General features: G+C 73.5%; 4 protein-coding genes. 2 read left to right on the forward strand and 2 right to left on the reverse strand.

The annotated features are described in order from the left end of the window. The coding region (locus HV824_RS35065) for an alpha/beta fold hydrolase (RefSeq protein WP_176425212.1) at nt 1–723 on the forward strand (723 nt) is incomplete at its 5' end. A gap of 88 nt (nt 724–811) precedes the next feature. Beyond that, entirely contained in the window at nt 812–1660 is an 849-nt protein-coding gene (locus HV824_RS35070) for an SGNH family hydrolase (protein ID WP_176420517.1), read from the forward strand. A 19-nt stretch (nt 1661–1679) separates the two neighbouring features. Here HV824_RS35070 and HV824_RS35075 read toward each other — a convergent pair whose 3' ends face one another. Together HV824_RS35075 and HV824_RS35080 are read right to left on the reverse strand one after the other, a co-directional pair. Beyond that, nucleotides 1680–2852, reverse strand: a complete 1173-nt coding sequence (locus HV824_RS35075; protein WP_176420518.1) for a tetratricopeptide repeat protein — start codon at nt 2850–2852, stop codon at nt 1680–1682. Between the two features lie 40 nt (nt 2853–2892). Further along, the coding region (locus HV824_RS35080) for a Circumsporozoite protein (protein ID WP_176425213.1) at nt 2893–3764 on the reverse strand (872 nt) is incomplete at its 5' end.

Raw genomic sequence — 3764 nt, forward strand, 5'->3', positions numbered from 1 at the left:
CCTCGGGTGCTGCTGCTGCCAGGGCTGGGCGCGCGTGGCTCCGGCTTCCAGGCGCTGGCCCACCAGCTGTTGCCCTGGGCCCGTCCCATCCTGGTGGAGTACCCCGAAGGCGAGGCGGCGGCCTGCGGCGCGGGCGCGTTGGCGCGGCAGGTGCTGCGGGCCGTGGGGGACGTGGACGCGGTGGTGGCCAGCTCCTTCGGGGGCATGGTGGCCGCGCACCTGGCGGCGGCCGGCGCGGCGCGAGGCGTGGCCTTCCTGGGCGCCTTCACCCGCACCGAGCACCTGGGCGTGCGCGGGCTCGCCATTGGGATGATGGGCCCCATCGCCCGGTGGGCCCGGCCGGGCGTGGTGGCTGCGGGGCTCGCGGCCTGGACGCCGGTGGCTTTCGCCCGGGTGCCCGAGGTCGTCCCCACCACGGCGCTGGAGCGCAGCTCCACGTGGCATCGCGCCCTGGCCATCCGCGGCGAGGCGCCCCCGCCGGAGCTGCGCAGGCTGCCCGTGTCCTGCGTCTGCATCCAGGGCACGCGGGACGTGCTGGTGCCGCCGTCGACGGTGGAGCGGCTGGCCGCGTCGCTGCCGCCGGGAACGCCCCGGCACCTGCTGCGGGGCGCGGGGCATGTGCCCTACTTCACGCACCCGGAGGCGTGCGCCGGGCTGCTGCGGCCCTGGTTGGCGGCCCTGGGCGCGGCGGCGCACCCCGAAGTGGACACCCGCGCCGCCTGACGCAGCCCGGCAGGGGCGGTGCGGGGCCGAGTCGAGCCGAAAGGGGGGATGTACGGATGGCGCGGGGCTCGCTACGTTTCGGGCGCCAATGCAGAACCGCCTCACGCGATTGCTCGTCATCCTCTTCGTTGTCTCCGCGACGCCCGCGCCCGCCGCTTCCGTGCAGGCGCCGCCGCTCTTCACCGTGGCGCCGCCGCCCTTCACCGTGGCGCCGCCGCCCTTCACCGTGGTGCCCACGGCCATATCGCCGCCCGCCGCGGCGCCGGCTCCGTCGCCCGAAGTGGCGCGCAAGCACAAGGTGCTGCTGCTGGGGGACAGCCTCATCGCCACCGGCTTCGGGGAGTACCTCCAGGCCCAGTTGGATGCGCACCCGCGCATCCAGTCGGCCCGCCGCGCCAAGTCCTCCACGGGCCTGGCGCGCCCGGACTTCTTCGACTGGATGGACGTGGGCCGTGAGGAGGTGGAGCGGCACCAGCCGGACGTCGTCGTCGTCATCCTCGGGGGCAACGACGGGCAGTCGCTCCAGGACACCCAGGGCGGCAAGGCCATCCGCTGGGGCCAGGCGGAGTGGGAGGCCGCCTACCGCCAGCGCATCAACGACTTCCTGGCCGTGCTCGCCTCACCCGGCCGGAAGATTGTCTGGCTGGAGCTGCCGACCACGGGGCTCAAGCGCTTCGAGCAGAAGCTGCGCATCATCCGCGCCCTCCAGCGTGAGGTCATCTCCTCCCGGCAGGACGCGGTGCACCTGGACACGCGCCCCTTCTTCACCGACGCGAAGGGACGCGCGCTGCGTCAGGCCCGGGTGGATGGCTTCCGCAGGCCCATGCGCCTGCGCATGGCGGACGGCGTGCACTTCACCGTCGCGGGCGGCCGTTACTTCGCCAACAAGGTGTACCCCGAGGTGCTGGGCGTGCTGGGCCTGCTCCAGCAGGGGTAGCGGCGCGGCGAAGGCCGCGTCAGCGCGGGCCCAGGGCGGTGACGAGCCGCTCGGCCTGCTCGCGGATGTCGCGGTGGGTGCTCGCCTGGGCGCGCTGCGCGTGCGTGAGCGCCTGGGCCTTGTCGCTGTCCGCCAGGGCCAGCGCCAGGTTGAGGTGGACGCCCGCGTCCTCCGGGTGGTGCTTCAAGGCCTCGGTGAGCACGGCGCGCGCGGCGGCGGCGCCACTGGGGCGCGACAGGTGCAGCACCGCCAGGTCGTTGGCGGCGCCGGCCTCGGATGGGTCCGAGGCCACGGCGGCCTCCAGCAGCTTCTGCGCCTCCGCGTCGTCACCCAGCTTGCGGCGCACCTTGGCCAGCGCCACGCGCACGGGCACGGACTCCGGGGCCTTGGCCAGCGCCTCGCGGAGGATGCGGTCCGCCTCCTCGTCCTTACCGGCCACGAAGGCGGAGATGCCGTGCAGGTAGATGGCGTCCGCGCTGTCGGGAAGCTGGAGGCGCAGCTCGATGGCCGCGCGCATCGCCGCTTCGGGCGCGCCGGCCATCAAGCACAGTGAGGCGAACTCCCGGAAGAGGGTCGTCTCCCGGGGGCTGCGCAGGATGGCCTGCCGGAGCGTGACGATGGCCGCGCCCACGTGCCCTTGCAGGAGCTGCACGCGCGCGGCGAGCTGGAGCGGCAGGTGCTCCGTCTTGTTGGCCTCCGCGGCTTCTTGATAGCGCCGCAGCGCCCGGTCCAGCTGCTTGTCACCCTGGAGGGCCATGCCCAGGTACGTCAGCGTCTGGGCGTTGCCGGGCTGCAGCGCCAGCGCGCGCTCCAGCTCCGGGATGGCGGCGGCGTACCGGTCATGCCCCAGCAGGGCGCGGCCGTGATTGATGACCTCGAAGAAGCCCGCCTTGGGCTGCGCGGCGAGCGCGGCCAGCAGGTCCAACTGGCGCGCATCACCCTTCTCCGCGTCCATCCGGGCCAGGTGACTCAGCGCCTCGGGGTGGGTGGGGTGCAGCGCCACCAGCCGCTGGAGCACCTCGCGCGCCGCCGTTTCGTCGTGCTGGGCCAGCCGCAGCCGGGCCAGCCCCAGCAGCGCGCTGGCATCCTTCGGGTCCTGTTCAAGGGCGCGCTCGAAGTCCCGGGCCGCCTCCTTCAGCAAGCCCTGCTTCATGAGACGCGCGGCGGAGGATGCCAGCTTGGAGACGGCCATGGGCACCGATTCTAGCGGTGGGGACGTCAGGTGGGTACCTCTAGAACACCGACTCCCAGGCGTTCTTGATGCCGTTGCCCACGTCGCCCGCGAAGTCCGTCACGGCGTCCGCCGCGTTGGAGAAGACCTCGCCCGCGGCGTCGGCCACCGCGCCGCCCGCGTTGATGGCGCCGTCGACCACGTTCTCCAGCACTTCGCCACCGGCGGCGGCGGCCGTCTCACCCACGGCCCTCAGCACGTTGCCGGGGTTGACGGAGCCCTCGATTTCCACGCCCAGGCCCAGGCCCGCGGTGGCCTCCACGCCGACGTCGAACTCCAGGTTGCCGTTGTCGATGCCGATGTTCGCGTGCGCGTCGCCGCTGACACCCGCGCTGGCGCTGGCGGTGATGCTGCCGGACGCGAGCGTGTTGTCCTCGTGCTTCAGCTCGATGGAGCCCGTGAGGCTCGCCTGCGCACCCGCGAAGCCGGAGGCCGCGGCGTTGATGGACACGTTGCCGTCGGTGCCCACGTGCAGGTCCAGCTCGATGCTGCCCTCGGCGCCAATCCTGCCCAGCGCCTCCAGGTCCAGTTCGACGGAGTACTCCTCGCCGGCAATCTCGAACTCGACCGTCTTGGAGGCCCCGGCGCCCGCCTCGATGAGGTTGGCCTCGATGTCGATGTCGACGCTCACGTCGATGCCGGACAGGCCGATGTCCGCGTCCACCTGCGCATCCGCGGTGAACGTGGGGCCCTGGACGTGGGCGCGCGTGTCGATGCCACCGGGGCCGGTGCCGCTCACGTCGGTGCGGGCACCGCCGGCCGTGAAGCTGGACTGACCGCTCAGCGCGCCGTGCCGCGGCTGCTCCACCGAACCGGAAGCCTGGGTGTCGACGCGGGGACCGTTGCGCCCGCCCTGGGCAGGGGGCCGGGTGT

The sequence above is a fragment of the Myxococcus sp. AM009 genome, from assembly GCF_013372605.1.
GTDB classification, from domain to species: Bacteria; Myxococcota; Myxococcia; order Myxococcales; family Myxococcaceae; genus Myxococcus; species Myxococcus vastator.